This is a genomic window from Thermodesulfobacteriota bacterium (assembly GCA_040755095.1).
GTDB lineage: Bacteria > Desulfobacterota > Desulfobulbia > Desulfobulbales > JBFMBH01 > JBFMBH01.
Genome location: JBFMBH010000102.1, coordinates 1 through 17427, shown reverse-complemented (window position 1 = coordinate 17427; position 17427 = coordinate 1). Strand labels below are relative to the sequence as shown.

The following is a 17427-nucleotide window of genomic DNA, read 5'->3' as shown; positions in this document are numbered from 1 at the left end:
GGACACCTCCCTGGCCGCCGCCCACGCCGACTCCAGCGAGGTGGCCCGGGTGCGGGTGGGCGACCGCGGCCGGGCCGCCACCACCCTGCGGCCCGCCGGCAAGATGCAGCTGGGCCACGACCTCATCGACGTGGTCAGCGAGGGCGAGCTGGTGGCGCCCGGCACGCCGGTGGCGGTGCTGCGGATCGACGGCAACCGGATCATCGTCCGGCCGGAGCGGCCATGAGCGGGCTCTTCGGGCCGATCATCCTCCAGCTCGTCGGGGTGGCGGTGGTGATCGCCGAGATCATCATCCCCTCGGGCGGTCTCCTGTCCCTCTTGGCGGCGGCCATCTTCGGCTACTCCCTCCTCCTGGTCTTCCAGGACTTCTCGTCCTCGGTGGGCATCGGCTTCGTGATCGCGGACCTGGTGCTCATCCCGACCCTGGTGGTGGTTGGTCTGAAGCTTCTGGCCAAGTCACCGGCTACCCTGCGGACCCAGCTCTCGGCCCGGGAGGGGTTCGTCTCCCAGGACCCTGGCCTGGCGTCCCTCCTGGGCAAGACCGGCGTCGCCCTCACCCCGCTGCGCCCCGCGGGCACGGCCGAGATCGACGGCCGGCGGGTTGATGTGGTGAGCCGCGGCGAGCTCATCGCCAAGGGCTCGCCCCTGGAGGTGGTGGCCGTCACCGGCAACCAGACCGTGGTGCGCCGGGCGGAAGTCCCCTGAGAAGGCGTCGCCAGCTCCCCTCAACAACAACGAAAGGAGAGGTTGCCATGCACGTGGAACAGATCATCCTCCTGGTGCTGGTCGTCGTGGTCCTGGCCCTGCTCTACTTCGTGGGCTCCTCCATCTCCCTGTGGATCCAGGCCCTGGTGTCCGGGGCCCGGGTGGGCCTGTTGAACATCGTCTTCATGCGCTTCCGGAAGGTGCCGCCGAAGATGATCGTCGAGGCCAAGATCATGGCGGTGAAGGCTGGCCTCGAGATCACCACCAACGATCTCGAGTCCCATTACCTGGCCGGCGGCAATGTCATGCGGGTAGTGCAGGCCCTGATCGCTGCCGACAAGGCCAACATCACCCTCAACTTCAAGAGGGGAGCGGCCATCGATCTCGCCGGCCGCAATGTGCTGGAGGCGGTGCAGATGAGTGTCAACCCCAAGGTGATCGACACCCCCATGGTGGCGGCAGTGGCCAAGGACGGCATCCAGCTCAAGGCCATCTCCCGGGTGACAGTGCGGGCCAACATCGACCGGCTGGTGGGCGGGGCTGGCGAGGAGACGGTGCTGGCCCGGGTGGGCGAGGGTATCGTCACCACCATCGGCTCCGCGGCCTCCCACAAGCAGGTGCTGGAGAACCCGGACACCATCTCGAAGCGGGTCCTGGAAAAGGGCCTGGACGCCGGCACCGCCTTCGAGATCCTGTCCATCGACATCGCCGACGTGGATGTGGGCAAGAACATCGGCGCCGAGCTGGAGACCGACCGGGCCGAGGCGGACAAGAAGATCGCCCAGGCCAAGGCCGAGGAGCGCCGGGCCATGGCCTTTGCCGCCGAGCAGGAGATGCGGGCCAAGGTGGAGGAGATGCGGGCCAAGGTGGTGGCCGCCGAGGCCGAGGTGCCCCTGGCCATGGCCGAGGCCTTCCGCAAAGGCCATCTGGGGGTGCTGGACTACTACCGGATGAAGAACATCATGGCCGACACCGAGATGCGCCAAGCCATCGGCAAGCCCGAAGGCGGCAAGGCCGAGTGAGTCATGGAAGACCTGGTCAAGATCATCACCCTGGTTGTCATCTACGTGGCATGGAGCTTCATCCAGAACATCCTGGAGCGCCGCCGGAAGGGGGACGACCCGGCCAAGGCCGAGCCCGGCCGGCAGCCGGGTGGACTGATCCTGCGGCTCTTGCAGCTCCTGGAGCGCCTCCGGGAGCAGGAGGCCCTGGCCAGCGGCCAGCCGGAGCCGGTGCAATCCGGCCCCCCGGCGCGACCGGCGACCATGGCACCGCCGGTCAAGAGGACCAAGCCCCCTGCCCGGCCCGCGGTCCAGGCGCCGGTGGCCGCGGGGCCGACCCCGGCAAAGGTGATGCCGGCCCCGCTCGCCGGGAAGGGTCCGTGCCAGCCGATGGCGCCGCCCGGAAGGCACCTTCGCCCCCGCGCTTTGCGCCGGGCCGTTGTCTGGTCCGAGATCCTGGCCCCGCCGGTGGCTCTGCGGGATGAACCGCCCGGCCGACTGGATCGTCGATAGTCCCTTGCCCAGCCGGCGGGAGGCGAGACCACAGCATGACCGGCGGTGTGCCGGCTGGTCGAATACCCGGCACGCCGAGAAGGGACTTGACACGCTGACCGGCAAAATGGTATCCGATCCCCCACTGGAGGATGCATAGCAGCGAGGCGGACACCGGGCACTCGGACCCGCCGGGGGATGAACGGTCTGCCGGCAGCTTGCCGGCGGGCGCAACCAGTCGAACAAAAGGAGAAGCGAAGATGAAGAAGATTCTGGCAGCAGGATTGGCAGTCGGGATGATGCTGGCGGGCATGGCTAGCCTGGCCAATGCCACGGTTCTCGATTTCGAGGATCCGCAAACGGATACGTACTACGAGATCATGAACGGCTACGGCGGCCTCAACTGGACCAACATGTATGTCATCGACGGGGCTGCCATGCACCCGGGCACCGGCTATGCCAACGGCATCGTGTCCGGATCGCAGGTGGCCTTCAACGGCTGGGGCGCCCTGGCGGTGACCAGTGCAACGGGCACGGATTTCGATTTCAACGGCGCCTACCTGACCGGCGTCTGGATGGACCAGGTGCCCGTCACCGTGGAAGGACGTGACAACGGCGCGGTCGTCTACTCGAGCACCGTGACCGCCAGCTTTTTCGGCCCCACCTACTTCGGCTTCGACTACCGGAGCATTGATGAGCTGCGCTTCACCACCGCGCTGGGGGTCGATGTCGGCCTGGGCGACGGATACCAGTTCGCCATGGATGACTTCACCTTCCATTGCACCCCGACCCCGGTGCCTGCCTCGCTGCTCCTCCTGGGCTCCGGCCTGGCCGGCTTGGCCGGCTTCCGTTTGAACAGCAGGAAGAGCTGAAGACGGCCGGCCAGGCAAGGCCTGGCCCATCCGCCGGCAGGTTCGGGCACAAAAAAAAGCAGGGGCCGCAAGAGCCCCTGCATTTTTTTTTGTGCCCGAACGAGGGGCGGACAGGAAGCGGCATGCCGTGAGCAAGCCCGTCCCGCAGCGCCTCGGCCTGGCCGGGTTTCCCATTGACGTGCCCTGGCCACTATGCTACCAATGAGCTCCATAAGACGAGTCCTGAGAGAGCACTCCGTCACGCAGCAGCATTGGGATCCTGTTGGTGGGTCTGGAACCTGTGCTCATCGGCGGGGTAGTCCCGCCGAGCATGACCAAAAGGACGAAAAGGAGGAAACGGCGATGAAGAAGACGCTTGTGGCAGGACTGGCAGTGGGGATGATGGTGGCTGGGGCTTCAAGCCTCGTTGAGGCATCGGTCTTGAATTTCGAGAACCCGCAAACGGATGGCACGTATGAAATCGCGGATGGATACGGCGGCTTCGACTGGAACAACATGCGTGTCATTGATGGACCGTCCGTTCATCCGGTGAGCGGGTATACCAACGGGGTGGTCTCCGGCTCGCAGGTTGCCTACAATTCCTGGGCTGGTATGGCCATTACCAGCCGCGGCAGTGATTTCACCTTCAACGGCGCCTATCTCACCGGGGCATGGAATGATGGCCTCCAGATCACCGTCGAGGGGTACGACGACGGATCTCTGGTCTACTCGAATACCGTGACCGCCAGTGCTTATGCTCCTACCTACTTTGCCTTCAACTACCAGAATGTCGATGAGCTGCGCTTCAGCTCCTTTGGGGGGGTGGATGCGGGCTTTCCTGGTGGGGGCACCCATTTTGCCATGGACAACTTCACCTACAACGCGGTGCCGGTGCCGGCCACGTTTCTCCTGCTCGGATCAGGCCTTGCTGGTCTGGTTGGCTCCAGGATCAGCAGAAGGAAGAGGTAGTCCGGCAGGCAGGGGCGGCCGGCAAAACCCGGCAGCGGAGCACGTTCAGGGCAGGGGCTGTTGCGGCCCCTGCCCTTCTTGTTGGCTCTGGCCAGGACCGGGCGGCCGGGCCGGGATCCAATCCCGGTCAACGGGGGAAGGGCTGGCGCACCAGGTCGTGGTAGTCCAGAACCTGGCCGCCGCCGGCCTTGGCCACGAAGGCCTCAGCCCCGTCCCGGGTCGCAAAGGCCGCCACCCTCTCCTCCCCTGGCGCGTCCTTCACAAAGAAGGCCTTGCTCATCGGTTCATGGTCAGGCCTCCGAGCCGCCAGCGCCGGCGGCGGATTGGCCGGAGCGCCTGGCGGGCTGTGGGCTCACTGGTCGAGAATCTCCCGGATCCGGCTCAGAAGCACGGATGGCGACACCGGCTTGGCCAGATAGCTCGCCTGCATGGCCTCCAGCTCGCTGCGGGTGAAAACCTCCTCCGCGTAGCCGGACAGAACCATGGCCTTGAGGTCGGGACGTTCGGCGCGCATCTCGGCCAGGGCCTCCTTGCCGTTCTTGCGGGGCATGATCCCGTCCAGGATCACCAGCCGGATGCGGTCGCCATGGGTCTGGAGCTGCTCCACGGCCTCCTGGCCGTCCTGGGCCTCCACCACCTGGTAGCCCACATACTCCAGGATCGAGCGGGTGAGCTCCCGGAGGCTGGAGTCGTCCTCGGCCACCAGGATCGTCTCGTTCCCCCCGGGCAGGGCCGCGACCTCGGCATTGGGCGCCTGCAGGCGAGCGGTCTCCGACTCCGGTGCCAGCGGCAGAAAGACCTTGACCACCGTGCCCAGGCCTGGCTCGCTATAGACGTTGACATAACCGTTGTGCTTCTTGACGATGCCATAGACGAGGGCCATGCCCAGACCGGTTCCCTGTCCCTTTTCCTTGGTGGTGAAAAAGGGCTCGAAGATCCGCTCCCGGGTCGGGGCATCCATGCCGGTGCCGGTATCGGAGACGGTGATGAGGGCATAGTCGCCGGGGCTGCCGTAGCCGTGGCTGCGGAGGAAGACGGCATCCAGGCTCTGGCGGCTGGTCTCGATGCGCAGGGTGCCGCCGCCGGGCATGGCATCCCGGGCATTGGTGGCCAGGTTGATGAGGACCTGATCGATCTGGGTGGGATCGGCGGTGACCAGAAGGGGCTCCGGCCCCAGGGCCAGCTCGATGGCGATGTCCTCCCGGACCAGCCGGCGCAGCATCTTGTGCAACGCCGCCACGAGCTCGTTGATCTCCACCTGCTGGATGGTGACGGCCTGCCGCCGGCTGAAGGCCAGGATCTGGGCGGTGATGCTGGCGCCCCGCTGTGCCGCCTGCCCGATCTCCGCCAGGTAGCGCTGGCGCTCATCATCCGCGCCCAGGCTGTGCTTCAGGAGGTCGGCGTAGCCCACCACCACGTTGAGCACGTTGTTGAAGTCGTGGGCGATGCCCCCGGCCAGTTGGCCGATACCTTCCATCTTCTGGGCATGGCGCAGCTGCTCCTCCACCCGGCGCCGCTCGGTGATATCCCGCACCACCTCCACCCCGGCGATGATGGCCCCACTGGCGTCCCGGAGGGGCGAGACCGTGATCTCGAACAGGCGCTGGCCGGCGGGCAGGTCCATGGCGCGCTCCACGGTGTGGATCCTGCCGTCCGCGAAGACCTGGGCCACCGGGCAGCCGGCGCACACCTCATCCTCGCCCTTGTAGGCCTGGTGGCACCTCTCGCCGAGGTGCGATCCCAGGAAGTCCTGGTGCACCTGGTTCTGGTAGAGGATCTTGAAATCCCGGTCCTGGATGCTGATCCCGTCGCCGATGGCGGCGATGATCGCCTCGATCTTGCTCTTTTCCACCCGGAGTGCCTCCTGGGCCTGCTGGCGCTGCTCCAGCTCGTCGGCCAGCTGCACGGCCCGGGCCAGGGCCTGCCCCATGGCGTCGTTGAACGCCCGGCCCACCACATCCAGCTCGCTGACCCCGGTGGCGGGCACCGGCTGGCCCTGGCGGACCGCCACCGTCATGCCCGCCAGGGGACGCATGAGGTTGCGGCGCATGAGGCCCACCGCCACCAGCACCATGGTCAGGGCGCCCAGGGCCACCAGGGGCACCAGCAGAAAGATCCCGTGGCCCAGGAGGTCGTGACTGTGGCCGTGCACCACGGTGACCACCCGCCAGCTCCAGGGATGAAAGAGGTCCGCCTGCCCGAAAAGATCCTCATGCCGGTCCGACAGGGAGAAGAAGCCGAAGTCAGCGGCCTGGAGCAGCCGCGCCGTACGGGAAGGCGACAGGGTGGACAGGAGCACCGCGCCGTCGGTCCTGGCGATGACGCCACCGGCGCCCGCCCGCTGCCAGCTCAGGGCGACCCCCTCCAGCACGGCCCGCTGCTTGGCCTCCACCACGGTACGATTCTCCAGCAGCCGGGCGGCGGTCAGCTCGGCCAGGCTGGCCTCCAGGAGGCGTCTGGTCTCCGCCCCCTGGCTGGCCGCCAACTGGCGATGGGAATCCTCCACCACCAGGCCGACACTGTGGCGGACCACGACCAGGAGCGCCAGGGCGATGGCGGCAATGGCCCCGCACAAGGGGAGCAGCAGTCGGAAGCCGAGACCGGCCCTATCGATCTTCACGCAGGATCTCGCTGGAGACGGCGGCCAGCGCCCGCACCGAATCGTGAAAGGAGGGGGGCACGGGCAGAAAGCCGTTTCGGACCTCGTCGTCCCAGACGTCCAGGCGCTGGCGGTCCTGGGGATTGCCCTGGGGCTGGAGGCGCAGCAGGCTGTCCGCGAAGCTGGCCCGAACCCCGGGGTCGAGACCGGGGCGGGCGGCGAAGGCAAAGTTGGGCAAGGGCTCCGAGACCGCCAGCACCCGCAAGCCCTCGCCGGCGAATTTCTGGTACAGGGCCTCCTTGACCCCGGCCCCGGCCACCTCCCGGTTGAGGAGGGCGGTCATGATCCGGTCCTGGCTTTCAAAGAAGACCGGCCGGATGCCGTCGCGGCCGATCCCCACCTCCCGGAGCATCGTGCGCGGCAGGATGTGCGAGGCGGTGGAGCCCCGGAACAGGGCCACGGGCCGGTCCCGCAGGTCAGCCAGGGTGGCCACCTCCGGCTCGGCGGTCAGGAGGACCGCATGGTAGAACGGGTCGCCGTCCGGGGCCCGGGCAATCAGCACCACCTCGACCCCGCACCGCTCCATGGCCCGGCCCAGAGGTACGGGCCCGAGAAAGGCCAGGGCGACCTCGCCGCTGCACAGGCCCTCGATAAGGGTGTCGTGGCTGGGATAGAAGACCAGCTCCCAGGGCTGGCCAGTGTCCTGCCGGAGGTAGTCGATCATGGGCGCGTAGCGGGCCCAGATCTTTTCAGGGCTGTAGAAGGGGACGACGGTGAGGGTGTACGGGGATCTGGTCGTCGCCGGCTCGGCGAAGGCCATGCCGCAGGCGAACAGCAGCTCGACCAGGGCACAGAAGCCAGCAACGGTCTTCATGGGCAGGCTCCAGAACCAGAGCGGTCACCAGGCGCGTCACAAGGGGGATAGCGGATTATCGGCCATCCGGCCAGCGATGTCCAGCCCGAGCCGCCTCACGGGCCACCCGGTGCCAGTGCCGGATGCTGTTCGGCCGTCTGACCGGCGCCTCTTCCGACCTCGCCGGCTCGCCCGGCCGGCCTTGAAAGGCCGGCCTACCACGAGTACGCCACTCCGTGGCTCTGTACGGAAGGGATCGATTGAAAGCCTCGCGCAGCGAGAGCAGACACCGCAGCCGGGGGATTCATCCCCCGGCGCCGCCTCGGCCGCTCGCCGGCATTGCGCCCCGCGCATGGCAACTCACGGGCAGCGGGGCTCCAGCTCGGCGTCCACCGGCGAGGACAGCCGCAGCCGCTCCGGGATGTTGTAGGCGGCGAGCACCGCCGCGGTGGCCGCCGGCTCGGCGGCGGCATCCAGCACCAGCTCATCCCGGGCCGGGTTGGGCGCAAAGACAATCCGGTGGTAGCTCCCCTCCGGCGCGGCCAGGGCCGCCGCCAGGCTGGCGATGGTGTCCACCGGCCGGCCATTGACGGACCGCACCGCCAGGAAGCGCAGGGCCTGGTAGCCGATGGTGTAGGGGGAAGGCAGCACATAGGAGAGCAGCACGATCCGCCGCCGCTCCGGGGTCTGGGCCTCCCGCTCCAGATCCCAGTAGGCCAGGAGCCGGGGGTCGGCCTCCTGGCTCCAGTTCTTGCCCCAGATAGCCAGAAACGAGCCGTCCAGCTCCTGAAAGACCAGGCCGCCCAGCACCAGATACGGCGGCGGGTGGATGTCCGGCCAGCGCGGCACCAGGCGCGCCCAGGTCGGATGGCAGATCAAGGGGATGGTCACCGCCTCGATCCGGCCGTCGCGCAGGATCTCAGCCGCCAGGCGGTCCCCGGCCTGGTGCCCGTCCGTGGCGATGGCCGGAAAGAGGATGCGGCCGTACCGGGGATGCTGGTAGTAGCCCTCGGAGTCGATGGCATGGCCGTCCAGGCTCAGGAGCACGTCCCGGGGCATCAGGATCCCCTCGGCGGAGGTGCCGTGGGGCACGGCCAGCACCACCACGCCCCGGGGCTCGCCGCTGAGCCCCAGATGGGCTGCCAGGGCCGGATCCCGGTTGGGCTGCCAGGTAATGCCCAACGGGGCGAAGCCGGCGTAATCGCCGGTCTTGACCGCCTCCAGATAGCGGCCGATGGTCGCCACCGGCAGCACCCAGGCCTGATCCTCGTCCTGGGCCACGGACAGGCCGGCCAGGGCGTCGCCGGCAAAGACCGGCTCTGCCCAGCCGCCGCCGGCCAGATCGTTCTTGACCATGAGCACCGCCAGATCCAGGTTGGCGCCGTGGGGCTGCCGCACCTCGAAGCGGGCCGGCCGGGTGTTGGAGATCTCCAGCTGGCCCTGGCGCCACCGCACCGTCTTCAGCGGGGTGTCCGCGCTCCCGAGGTCTCCGGCCAGCCGCACCGGCACGAGGTCGGCAAAGAAGCCGGGCTCATCCACCGCCAGCACCGCCAGATTCACCTCCCAGTCGGCATGGACGATGCGCGCCGGCACCTTGGCCGGGCCGCCCCGCTTCTGGGCCTGCACCAGGATGGCCCCATCCACCATCTGGGCGGTGGTCAAGAGCCGCGGGCCGTCCACCACCATGGCCAGGGCGGAACGGACGTCTGGCGCCGGCTTGGCCCAGGGCATGCGGGCGTCGTATTCCTGGTGGGTGACAAAAAGCTCCACCACCTGGGCCGCCGGATCTCCCTCGAAAGCGGCCGCCGGCGAGACACCGGCGACCAGGGTCAACACTGCCAGCAGAAGGATGCTCATAGCCGTCGATCCTTGGGTACGCCGTAGAGTTGGAGGATGGCCGCATTGGCCTTGTCGGCCTCCTGGCGGTCCAGAGCGGCCAGGCCACTGTTGTGGCCCAGCTCGAAGACGTGAAACGGCCCCTGGCTCTCCTCGATGGCTGCTACCAGGCTCGCCAGGCCGTCGATGGTGCGGCCATTGACCCGCTCCACCACCAGGTTCCGCTCCCAGGCCATGCGGGCATTGACCGGATGGTCGAGGCGCCGGAGCAGCACCACCGGCTCCCGGTTGAGCTGCTCCGGCTCCTCGTAGAGGCGCAAGGAGAACTCGTAAAGCAGGTCCCGGTCCGCCTCTGTTTGCCACTTGTGACCGTAGGTTTCCAGCATCTGCCGGTCCAGGGGCACAAAGACCAGGCCGGCATAGACGAAGTAGCGGGGCAGCTCGTCGTAGGTGCGCGCGAACCGCCGCTGGCCGTGATGGACCCGCAAAGGAATGGTCAGCTCCAACGGCGAGCCGTCCCGGATCACCCGCAGGGCCAAGGTCTCCCCCACCTGTTTGCGGTCGATGAGGAGAGGGTAGTCCAGCCGCAGGCCGTCCACCGCCACGGTGCCGTCGTTGGCCACCACCTTGCCCTCCACCTGCACCAGGATGTCCCCGTCCTTGAGCAGGCCGTCGGCGCTGGAGCCGGGCAGCACCAGGGCCAGCCGCACCCCGCTGTCCGCAGCCGCCATGCCCGCATGGCGCCGGGCCGCCGGGTTCTCCATGTTGGCGGAGACCAGGACGCCCAGATCCGGAAAGCCCCCGTAGGAGCCATCCGCCGCATCGGTCAAGAAATGCTCGATCACCTCGGTGGGAATAAAAAATCCAACATTCTCCAAACGGGCGTTGCCCTGGAAGGCCACGCCCACCACCTGCCCCTCGGCCACCACCGGCCCGCCGGAGTTGCCCGGGTTGATGGCCGCATCGGTCTGCACCGTCAGATGCACATCCACACCGGTATGGGCGTAGCTCTGGAGCTCGATGCGGGAGACCACCCCCCGGGTGGACGACAGGCGCATGCCGCCAGCCGGAAAGCCGAAGGTCTCCACCGTGGAGCGCATGGCTGGCAGGCCGCCGAAGGCCAGCGGCCGGATGCCGTCCAGGAGGCCCGGCTCGGCGACCGTGAGCAGGGCGAGGTCGCAGTCGTGGCCGATCACCGCCACCTCGGCCTGGTGGGGCCGGGGATCGTTGTTGAGATAGACCAGGAGCATGCGGGCGTCCGAGACCACGTGGGCGTTGGTCATGATCCGGCCGCCGGCAATGACGAAGCCGCTGCCCGAGGATTCCCGGGCCGGGGTGCTGTTCCAGGGCGAATAGCTGTCGCCCCGCTGGGAGTAGTTGACGATGCGCACCGTGGCCTGCTCGATGTGGTCGTCCAGGTCCGGCTGGGCGGCAGCCGGCCAAGCGGCGATCGAAAGGACGGCTAAGGCACAGGTGATGGCCAGAAGACGGTTCATGGTAAGCCTCGCTCGACTTTCATAAGGTTCTCCCTTCAAGACGGAATCCGACCCGAGTCGGGCAAAAATTCACCCGGCCCAGGTCAACCTCGACCCGGTCAATGGATTTGAACGATTCGATCGTGAGCCGGTTCAACATGCTCTTCTCCAAATGGGCTCCCTGACCCTGAACCCGCCACCAACGAGGCCCTGCAGCCGTTCGTGCTCGGCCTGAGCAACGGGAATGCCTGGCCTGGTGGGTAGAAGACCAGGCCGCGGCCGGCGCGGGGCGGCCTGGGCGTGGTGGTCAGAAGCGGTATTCGACGGTCAACATGGTGGAAATGCCGGTCCGCGGATAGTCGTCGGGGATGAAGCCGGCCGGCCCGGACAGATCAGGATCGGCATAGCTCGCATCGAACAGATTGTGGATGACACCGCGAACCTCCAGCCCGGGGCGGAGCTGGCGGGCGGTCAGCGCCAGATCCACGGTGGCGAAGGGAGGCATATCCCCGCGGGGATCGCCGTCGATCCGGGGCCGGGATCCCGTCCACAGGATGTCCCCGTGGGAGGACAGGTGATCGGACAGGGCATAGTTGAGGCTGAAGCTTGCCCGCTGGCGGGGCACATTCGGCAGCCTCCGGCCGTTGTCCGCCTCCCGCGGGTCCTGATAGCCATAGAAGAGCTTCCAGTAGCTGCCCAGACGGTACTCGCCGGTGAGGACGCATTCGATGCCGTCGATGACCGCGCCACCGGCATTGGCATAGCGGTTGGGCATGGTCGAGAAGTCCCGAACGATCATCTCATCAATATCATTGTGGAAATAGTTCAGATCGACCCGAACCGGAGGCAAGAGCTGAGAGCCGATGCCGACTTCATAGGTCCTGATCCGCTCGGGCTTGAGGTCTGGACTGCCGACCAGAAACGGATTGTTGGCGTTGTACAGCTCGCTGAAGTTCGGCGCCCGGAACGCCTGACCGAAAAGCAGCTTGACCTCCATCTCCCTGGTCATCCTCCAAACAAGCCCCAGTCGAGGATTGGTCGTGCCGCCGAAGTCGTCATAGTGGTCGTGGCGTATGCCGGCAGTGAGATCAAGATCATCCAGCACCCGCCACTCGTCCTGGAAATAGGCTGCGTAGATCTCCCGAACCACGTTCCGGTTCCAGTTGCCCCATGCCGAGATGTCCTGGATCGAACCGAGGTAGTTGAAGGTGATGGGATGGAAGTTGCTCAGGGAGCGCACGTCGTATTGCTGCATGGACTCATAGGCCAGTCCCAGCAGCACATGATGGTCTGCCAGGGTATCGTAATCAAGCTGCAGCTCCTCGCCGACCGTGCGATCCTTGACCTTGGGCCCCCCGACCATTCCCTGGGGATACGAGCCAAGGAAGCCGCTTGGCTGGGTCATGCACAAAGCATCCTGCTTGAACTCGTCCCAATACACCTTGAGACTCGTGGACAGTTTTGACGTGATCTCCTTCTGATAGCTGATTTCGTGCCAGTAGTTGACGAAGAGCAACGTGTTGTCGTCGGTCAGAGCGTTGGCGAAGCCGATGTAAGCCCCGCGGTGATTGCGCACGAAATGGCCTTCATAGGTCCAGCTCCCCAGGGACAGCCGCAGGAAGCCTTCCAGGGCATCATAGGTGGTGTCCGCGTGGGCCGGGGCCTGGGAAATGGGTGTGCCGGCATGACGGTCCCGGTTGATCATGAGATTCGGACCGTTGGTCTTCCAGTAATCCAGGCTGCCGAGCAGCTGAAAGCCGTTGTCGAAGATCTTGCCATAGCTGGCGTCAACCTTGCGGGTGTCAAAACTGCCGCCCGCAACGGCCACCCTGGCGCCTTCCGCCTCGAAGGCGTCCTTGGTGATGATGTTGATCACCGCCAGGAAGGCATTGGCCCCGTAGAGGGCGGAGCCGGGGCCCCGCACGATCTCGATCTGCTTGATGTTCTCGACGCTGAGCTGATCGGCGAAATTGACCAGTCCGCTGCCGGCATAGTTCTTGTTCAGGGAATGGCCGTCGATCATGATCAGGATCTTCTCCGACTTGACCGTACTCACTCCCCGCACCTCGAACATGAAGAAGCCCTGCTCGTTTCTGGCAATGCCGATTCCGGGCACCAGCTTGAGGACATCCATGAGGCTTTGCGCCCCCATGTCCCTGATCTCCGCCGCGGTGACAATGGTGGCAATGGCCGGCGCCTCCCGCAGGGCCATACTCCTCCGGGTGGCCGCCACCAGCAGGCGGTTGGTGCGGTAGTAATCCTCTTCCCCATACGGGGAGGAGAACATCTCCTCGACGGCCGCCATCTTCTCCTGGTCGGTCAAGGGGCGCGCCGCCTCCCCGCCGGCGGCCGAAGGGATCCCGAAAGCCCATGCGAGCAGGATGAAAACAGGCAGGATGACTGGAAGAGGCCGGCTCGGGCTGGGGGTGTATCGCCATGCATCCGTGGACCTCCGGACCCAGGTCGCCGGCGGCTGGGCCTTCCGGCATCCGGATGCCCCACCATAGCATGAAGGACAGCTCCCAGCCCTCGATGGCGGAAAAGAAGGCCCGGCCAGCGCCGATCGGCCGAGAGGCGACAAGGCGGCCACGGGCAGGAAGGCAACGGCGGGCGCCGCTCAGCGCCGGCCGGCCTCCCGAACGGCCACCGTGGCTCCGGTTTCCATGAAGGTGGAGGGGAAATCCTCCGCCTGGACAAAGGGCTCGACCACGCAGTTGCGGCCGATCACCATCTTGGCCGGGATCTCCACCCCCTTGCCAACCACGGTGATGCCGGTGTAGAGGTGCTTGGGATAGAGCTTGTTGGGAACCTCCTTGTGGGGGCCGCTGCCCACCACCGCCCCTTTGCCCACCCGCACCCGCTTGTCCAGGATCGCCAGGTCCACCACCGCGTTCTCCTCCACCACGCAGTCGTGGAACAGGATGGAGCCGGTGACCTTGGCGCCCTTCTTCACCCACACCCCCGGCGACAGGAGGCTGTCTGTGACCTCGCCTTCGATCCGGCAGCCGGCGGCGAACATGGCATGCCGCACCGTGCAGCCTGGCAGGAATCGGGCCGGCGGCCGGTCATAGCGCCGGCCCTCCGCCTCGATGTTGGGCCGGATCCCCCAGGCCTCCGGCGAGATGCTGGTATCCTCCCTCAGGACATCCATGTTGGCCTCCCAGTAGGCCTGGACTGTGCCGACATCCCGCCAGTAGCCGTGGAAGGGAAAGGCAAACACCCGGTCCCGGCCGATGGCCTTGGGCAGGATGTGCATGCCGAAGTCCACCTCCTCCCGGTTCTCGGCCAGCACCCGGCGCAGGTAGTCGGTGGCAAAGACATAGATGCCCATGGAGGCCAGGTTGGTGCGGGGCTTCTTGGGCTTTTCTTCCCAGTCGATGATCCGGCCGCTTCCGTCGGTGATCCCGGTGCCGAACTGGTGGATCTCCGACTCCGGCACCACCATCATGGCGATGGTGACGTCGGCCTTCTTCTCCCGGTGGAAGCGGATCATCTCGGCGAAATCCATCTGGTAGATGTGATCGCCGGAGAGCATCAGGACATCCTGGGAGGGATGGGCGTTGATGAAGTCCAGATTCTGGCGCACCGCGTCGGCAGTGCCTTTGTACCAGTCCGACTCCTTGGCGCCGGTGCGGGGAGGCAGGATCTTCACCCCCCGGGTGCGACCGGTGAAGTCCCAGGCCTCGCCGGTGCCGATGTGCTTCATCAGGGACAAGGGCTTGTACTGGGTGAGCACCCCCACCTGGGTGAGGCCCGAGGTCATGACGTTGCTCAAGGCAAAATCGATGATCCGGTACACGCCGCCAAAGGGCACCGCCGGCTTGGCCCGCGTCTGGACCAGAACATTGAGACGGCTGCCGACCCCACCTGCCAGGACCAGGACCAGGGTATCCCGGATATCGCTCATCGCGCCACCTCCCCAGGGCCCAGATCCCGGGCCAGCTTCTCCGGAGCCAGATTGGGATACAGGGTGCAGCCGGCGCCGATCCGGCGGCCGGCCGGGATCAGGTTGCCGGAGCCCACCACCGTGGCCTCCTGCTCCGCCGGTGGCACCGGCTCGCCGACCTGGACCTCGGCACCGATCCGCACCTCCACATCGGTGATCACCTTGTCCAGCCGCGCCCCCGGCTCCACCACGGTGTTGTAGAACAGGATCGAATCCCGCACCACCGCCCCTTTCCCCACCCGCACCCCAGGGAAAAGGACCGAATGCTCCACCTGGCCGTCCACCACCGAGCCGTTGGCGATGACACTGTCCTTCACCAGGGCATGGCTGCCGATCTTGGCCGGCTGGCAATCCCGGACCCCGCCGTGCTCCAGATTGGTGCGGAAGGGCCAGGAGGCGAGCTCCACCCGCGGGCTGGCGCCCAGGCAGTCCATGTTGGCCTGCCAGTATTCCTCGATGGTGCGGGCGTACCCCCAATAACCCCTGAACTTGTAGCCGTAAACCCGGCGGCGCTCGAACATCATCCGCGGCAGGACGTTTCGGCCAAACTCGTAGGAGTCGTCCTCCCGGGCATTGACCTCCAGCTGCTGGTAGAGGACCTCAGGCTTGAAGCAGTAGACGGTCAGCGAGGCCCAGGCGAAGCGGGGCCTGGCCGGCTTTTCCAGGTAGCGGAGCACCCGGCCGCCCAGGGAGCCGTCCTCGTCATCGATCTCCGCCACCCCGAAGCGGTGGGCCTGCTCCCGGGGCACCTCCAGGCAGGCCATGGTCAGATCTGCGCCCTTGGCCTGGTGGTAGTCGATGAGGGGCCGGTAGTCCATGCTGTAGATGTGGTCGCCGGACAGCACCAGGACCGTCTCGGGATCGTGGTAGCGGATGAAGTCCAGGTTCTGGTAGATCGCGTCGGCCGAGCCCCGGTACCAGTCGGAATGGCCGAAGCCGGTGAAGGGCGGCAGGATGGAGATGCCCCGGTGGCGGCCCACCATGTCCCAGGCGGCACCGATGCCGATATGGTTGATGAGCGAGTAGCTCCGGTACTGGGAAAGGATCGCCACCCGCTCAATGCCGGATTGCATGAGGTTGCTCAAGGGAAAATCGATCACCCGTGCCACCCCGCCGAAGGGCACCGCCGACTTGGGCCGGTAGTACGTGAGGACGTTCAGCTCGTCCACCCGGCCGCCGGCAAGGATCAAGGCCACAGTCTTCGGTTTCACGCCAGAGATCTCCTTGTCAGAAAAGCTGTTGCGAGGTATCGGACGGGAATGCGAGGCGCTTTTTCGCCTGGCGCCCGGGTAAGGTCAGCCCCACCGGCCGCAGGCCCCGGCTAGCTGCCGTTGGTGGCCCGGCTGTCCGCCGCCTGGCGGCTCTTGGCTTGCCCGTCATCCTTGGGCAGGTGCTTGGTGGTCAACCGCATGAGGGTGCGGGTGGTGAACTCCTGCCCCTGGCCGGGCAGGTTCTTCAGCGGCACCTCGGCCCGGGCGCACTCCCGGTGGCCACCCGCCGAGCCCACCGGACCGAAGATCTTTTCCGCCAGCCGGCCGGCGTTCTTCTTGTAGCCGTCACAGCGGAAGATCACCACCAGCCGCTCGCCGTGGATGCCCGAGACGAACACCCAGGAGATCTGGGCCACCTGGTTGAAGAAATCGGCGATGATCACCAGGACGTCCGGGGTGCGCACCCGGCCGATGTGCGCGTAAAGCCGCCCCTTGGTGAGCTTCATCTCCGTCAGGGCCTGGCGGAAGTAGTTCAGCTCGGAAAGCCTAAGATCGGAAAGCTCGATCTTGCGGATGATCACCTGGTTGGCGATGGCGAACAGATACCGGAAGGAGATGGCATCCGCCTGGGTGGCCTTCTTTTCGAAGTTCTGGGTATCGACCTTGATGGCGTAAAAAAGGGCGGTCGCCAGGGCCACCGACGGCTTCATGCCCGCCGCCCGCAGATACTCCACCATGATGGAAGCGGTCGCCCCGTAGTTGGGGCGGATGTCGACAAAGGGCGCCGACCAGCCGCTGGTCAGGGGATGGTGGTCAATGACCGCGTCGAACTTCAGGTTCTCGAAGGCAGGGTGATGCCCCGGCTGGGAATCCACCAGCACCCGCTTGGTGAACTCGCGGCCCTTCATGGCCTGCAGCCGCTCGGCCGGGATCTTCAACAGCCCGACCATGGTCAGGTTGTTGAGGCGCCGGATCTCGTTGGGATAGCCGATGGCCACGCTCCTGACCCGGTAGCGCAGGAGGCGCTTCACGGCCATGGCTGCGGCCAGGGCGTCCGGATCGGCGTTGATCGCCACCAGAACGGTATCCTCCTTCTGGAAGAGCGCCAGGAAGTCGTGCAGCCATTCCCGGGCGGACCTGCGAGGCCGCTCCGCTTCCTGCTGCTTCTTCCGGCGCCTTCCGGCCCCGGTCTCCTTGCCCATGCGAATCCCGAATGACCTCGGTCCTGATGTCGGAGGAGGATGCCGCCTGCGCCAACGCAACCGAAGCCGACTCTACCACAACCCCAGGAACGGAAGCAAGCGGCCCACCAAGCGCTGGATATTCGATAACCGGGTAGCGCGACGAGCCGGTAGGGAGGATATGCAGCCCTTGCAGTGCCGGGACTGGTGGGAGGTGTGCCTCTGTCCGGGAGCGGAGGCTGGTTGGGAAGCGGCGGGAGGTCTGGCGCGGCTGTCGGTCGGCGGAGATCGACGGCTGGGAGAGTCAG

15 protein-coding genes are annotated in these 17427 nt (G+C 66.6%); 6 read left to right on the top strand and 9 right to left on the bottom strand.

Annotated elements, in window-relative coordinates:
- The 6 genes from AB1634_14150 to AB1634_14125 all read left to right on the top strand — a co-directional run.
- On the top strand, window positions 1-226 hold a 226-nt coding region (locus tag AB1634_14150), incomplete at its 5' end, for an NfeD family protein (protein MEW6220654.1).
- A complete protein-coding gene (locus AB1634_14145; protein MEW6220653.1) occupies window positions 223-705 on the top strand; it encodes an NfeD family protein in 483 nt (160 codons plus the stop codon). The genes AB1634_14150 and AB1634_14145, both read left to right, overlap by 4 nt.
- Before the next feature lie 47 nt (window positions 706-752).
- Window positions 753-1727 carry a flotillin-like protein FloA gene (floA, locus tag AB1634_14140; protein ID MEW6220652.1) on the top strand — a complete coding sequence of 325 codons (975 nt, stop codon included), beginning with the start codon at window positions 753-755 and terminating at the stop codon, window positions 1725-1727.
- 3 nt (window positions 1728-1730) lie between these two features.
- On the top strand, window positions 1731-2219 hold the full coding sequence (locus AB1634_14135; protein MEW6220651.1) for a hypothetical protein: 489 nt from the start codon (window positions 1731-1733) through the stop codon (window positions 2217-2219).
- 239 nt (window positions 2220-2458) lie between these two features.
- A complete protein-coding gene (locus AB1634_14130) occupies window positions 2459-3070 on the top strand; it encodes a PEP-CTERM sorting domain-containing protein (GenBank protein ID MEW6220650.1) in 612 nt (203 codons plus the stop codon).
- A gap of 342 nt (window positions 3071-3412) precedes the next feature.
- Entirely contained in the window at window positions 3413-4018 is a 606-nt protein-coding gene (locus AB1634_14125; protein MEW6220649.1) for a PEP-CTERM sorting domain-containing protein, read from the top strand.
- A gap of 127 nt (window positions 4019-4145) precedes the next feature.
- Here AB1634_14125 and AB1634_14120 read toward each other — a convergent pair whose 3' ends face one another.
- The 9 genes from AB1634_14120 to AB1634_14080 all read right to left on the bottom strand — a co-directional run bounded on the left by AB1634_14120 (window position 4146) and on the right by AB1634_14080 (window position 17140).
- Window positions 4146-4298 carry a hypothetical protein gene (locus AB1634_14120; GenBank protein MEW6220648.1) on the bottom strand — a complete coding sequence of 51 codons (153 nt, stop codon included), beginning with the start codon at window positions 4296-4298 and terminating at the stop codon, window positions 4146-4148.
- Between the two features lie 72 nt (window positions 4299-4370).
- Window positions 4371-6638 (bottom strand): ATP-binding protein, encoded by a 2268-nt coding sequence (locus AB1634_14115; GenBank protein MEW6220647.1) that lies wholly within the window; start codon window positions 6636-6638, stop codon window positions 4371-4373.
- Window positions 6625-7491 (bottom strand): PhnD/SsuA/transferrin family substrate-binding protein, encoded by an 867-nt coding sequence (locus tag AB1634_14110; GenBank protein MEW6220646.1) that lies wholly within the window; start codon window positions 7489-7491, stop codon window positions 6625-6627. The genes AB1634_14115 and AB1634_14110 overlap by 14 nt, the downstream gene beginning before the upstream one ends.
- Before the next feature lie 339 nt (window positions 7492-7830).
- Window positions 7831-9327: a hypothetical protein gene (locus AB1634_14105; protein ID MEW6220645.1), complete on the bottom strand. Its 1497-nt coding sequence runs from the start codon at window positions 9325-9327 to the stop codon at window positions 7831-7833.
- The gene (locus tag AB1634_14100; protein ID MEW6220644.1) at window positions 9324-10802 is read right to left on the bottom strand and encodes a trypsin-like peptidase domain-containing protein; all 1479 of its coding nucleotides are present in this window, start codon (window positions 10800-10802) and stop codon (window positions 9324-9326) included. The genes AB1634_14105 and AB1634_14100 overlap by 4 nt, the downstream gene beginning before the upstream one ends.
- A gap of 286 nt (window positions 10803-11088) precedes the next feature.
- Window positions 11089-13104 (bottom strand): TonB-dependent receptor, encoded by a 2016-nt coding sequence (locus tag AB1634_14095; GenBank protein ID MEW6220643.1) that lies wholly within the window; start codon window positions 13102-13104, stop codon window positions 11089-11091.
- 294 nt (window positions 13105-13398) lie between these two features.
- Entirely contained in the window at window positions 13399-14688 is a 1290-nt protein-coding gene (locus AB1634_14090; GenBank protein ID MEW6220642.1) for a sugar phosphate nucleotidyltransferase, read from the bottom strand.
- Window positions 14685-15938: a glucose-1-phosphate adenylyltransferase family protein gene (locus AB1634_14085; protein ID MEW6220641.1), complete on the bottom strand. Its 1254-nt coding sequence runs from the start codon at window positions 15936-15938 to the stop codon at window positions 14685-14687. The genes AB1634_14090 and AB1634_14085 overlap by 4 nt, the downstream gene beginning before the upstream one ends.
- Window positions 15939-16048: 110 nt before the next feature.
- Window positions 16049-17140 (bottom strand): DHH family phosphoesterase, encoded by a 1092-nt coding sequence (locus AB1634_14080; GenBank protein ID MEW6220640.1) that lies wholly within the window; start codon window positions 17138-17140, stop codon window positions 16049-16051.
- Window positions 17141-17427: the final 287 nt, after the last annotated feature.

Excerpts from the sequence above, each read along its gene's own strand:
- AB1634_14145 (MEW6220653.1), top strand. The coding sequence starts at position 223 with ATGAGCGGGCTCTTCGGGCCGATCATCCTCCAGCTCGTCGGGGTGGCG.
- floA (MEW6220652.1), top strand. The coding sequence starts at position 753 with ATGCACGTGGAACAGATCATCCTCCTGGTGCTGGTCGTCGTGGTCCTG.
- AB1634_14135 (MEW6220651.1), top strand. The coding sequence starts at position 1,731 with ATGGAAGACCTGGTCAAGATCATCACCCTGGTTGTCATCTACGTGGCA.
- AB1634_14130 (MEW6220650.1), top strand. The coding sequence starts at position 2,459 with ATGAAGAAGATTCTGGCAGCAGGATTGGCAGTCGGGATGATGCTGGCG.
- AB1634_14125 (MEW6220649.1), top strand. The coding sequence starts at position 3,413 with ATGAAGAAGACGCTTGTGGCAGGACTGGCAGTGGGGATGATGGTGGCT.
- AB1634_14120 (MEW6220648.1), bottom strand. The coding sequence starts at position 4,298 with ATGAGCAAGGCCTTCTTTGTGAAGGACGCGCCAGGGGAGGAGAGGGTG.
- AB1634_14110 (MEW6220646.1), bottom strand. The coding sequence starts at position 7,491 with ATGAAGACCGTTGCTGGCTTCTGTGCCCTGGTCGAGCTGCTGTTCGCC.
- AB1634_14105 (MEW6220645.1), bottom strand. The coding sequence starts at position 9,327 with ATGAGCATCCTTCTGCTGGCAGTGTTGACCCTGGTCGCCGGTGTCTCG.
- AB1634_14100 (MEW6220644.1), bottom strand. The coding sequence starts at position 10,802 with ATGAACCGTCTTCTGGCCATCACCTGTGCCTTAGCCGTCCTTTCGATC.
- AB1634_14090 (MEW6220642.1), bottom strand. The coding sequence starts at position 14,688 with ATGAGCGATATCCGGGATACCCTGGTCCTGGTCCTGGCAGGTGGGGTC.
- AB1634_14080 (MEW6220640.1), bottom strand. The coding sequence starts at position 17,140 with ATGGGCAAGGAGACCGGGGCCGGAAGGCGCCGGAAGAAGCAGCAGGAA.